This is a genomic window from Geomonas sp. Red276, assembly GCF_054784495.1.
The window spans coordinates 1-1,719 of sequence record NZ_BLXW01000091.1; the positions used below are offsets into that span (position 1 = coordinate 1).

Sequence of the window (1,719 nt, forward strand, 5' to 3'; positions counted from 1 at the left end):
TATCAGTACCGCTTTAACCGTCGTTTCGATCTTGCTGCTATGCTTCCCCGCCTCGCTGCTGCCGCTGCCCGGACTGGCAGCCGACCAGAGCGGTGGTTACGCCTAGCGGAAGATTGGCGCTAATCAGGAATCCTTTTGAAGAGGTCGGTACTTTTGCAGATTCTAAAGGGACTATTCAGCCCGCTCATAACTGGCCCAACGGCATTCTTCTGGTAGTGGAGGAGGGGGGATCATGAAATGCCAACGCTGGTTCCAAGTGTGCATTCTGCTGTTGTTTTGCAATGTGTCTTTTGCTGCTGAATCTGCGCCAAAAGGGCAACTGTTTACAAACATTTCCACATCTATCCAAAGAGGGAGTATAGGTGCAGCAATAGCAAACTCTGAAGTCCCACCGAGTCCAGCCTTTACGGCCCTGGGGGTAAGCCCTAAAAAAGTTGACCACCCCGCGTCGCCCTATGACTTCGCTCTGGATTTAATTAATGGCATTGATGATAATGGTAATTTTCAATCCGGCATTGCCATAGACACCCCCATTTATAAGCTTCTGGCGTTAGAACGAACAATTCAACAATATAGAGATAGCTTCTGGACCAGGGCTGCTGCGAACTCCTCTCTTTCTTTTGGGACTGCAAAAGGTGTTTCCAATTCGGATAATTCCTTGAAAATGGCAGTCGGTGCTAAATATTCCTGGATAACTGAAGACACTGACAAAAGAAGAAATATCAGGTAAGATGAATGTATCAAGACAGTTTTGAAAGAGATATACATAACAAAAATAGCACAAACCGAAGACAAAGTTAAAAATCTTGTGTATGAATCATCTAAACTAGAAATTGATATTATTGCTTCTGAAAAAATATTAGATAATTTGTATGAAAAATTAAAATCTACATCGGTTTTGAGTCCCGAATATAATAAAATTCAGGATAATATTGTTGAGATAAAAAAATACATTGAAAATTGTAACAATAGAAAAGAAAATATCAAACAAGAAATTATTAAAACAAAAGAACAACGAGATGCTATTTATAAAGAAGGGTTGGATAAAGCTGTGCAAAGTAATACATATTCACAGTGCTCAAACGATTTAAAGCTTATGACAGACACTTTTGGGCCAACAGGTTTTTCTATAGCTGTGTCACCAACGTTTTTTAGTGATACGGGTAAGCAGTCCGATTTCAAATACTCAGGGGTAGTTGCTTGGCTCAGTGGCGCCATAAAAGCAGGTGATTTTCAGTTTATTGGCGTAATTAATTATCGAAACAAGGAACAAATTCCTGACACTGATGTTAAAAACACATTTTATGAACAAAATAGCCTCACTGCTGGCATCTCTACAAGATACTTGTTTACTCCAAGAATTCATGCAAACGCAGATGTTGTTTATCTGCATACTCGAAACACAAATGTTGATACTAAGAAGGATATTGTTAGATATAGTATAGGCACAGATATAAAGCTATTTAACGGAGATTTCGCTACTCCCTGGCTTGCCCTGAGTATCGGAAGTGAAGCTAATAATCCTAGTGGGAACAACGTATTTGTTCTCAGTAATTTGAAATGGGGACTCTCCTCAAGTCCGTCATTCGCCCCTGTCAATTCAAGTTGCAAATGCACCAGCGAGGGCAGTAGCAAAGACCTCAGCGGGCGTCCGGTAGTCTAAACACTTGCGGGGGCGGTTATTTAGCCGATCGACTGCCTTCTGTACCGCCTCTTCTT

1 protein-coding gene and 2 pseudogenes are annotated in these 1,719 nt (G+C 41.2%); 2 read left to right on the plus strand and 1 reads right to left on the minus strand.

The genetic code is table 11. The features are described from left to right. Positions 1-123 (plus strand): annotated as a pseudogene (locus ACYVL5_RS23575) (IS1595 family transposase); the annotation flags it as partial. 109 nt (positions 124-232) lie between these two features. Beyond that, on the plus strand, positions 233-730 hold the full coding sequence (locus ACYVL5_RS23580; protein WP_460597989.1) for a hypothetical protein: 498 nt from the start codon (positions 233-235) through the stop codon (positions 728-730). Between the two features lie 870 nt (positions 731-1,600). Here the strand turns inward: ACYVL5_RS23580 and ACYVL5_RS23585 are convergent. Further along, positions 1,601-1,719, minus strand: a pseudogene (locus ACYVL5_RS23585) (IS30 family transposase); the annotation flags it as partial.

What these genes read in the sequence shown, in the direction of transcription:
- ACYVL5_RS23580 (WP_460597989.1), top strand. Translation starts at nt 233, where the DNA reads ATGAAATGCCAACGCTGGTTCCAAGTGTGCATTCTGCTGTTGTTTTGC.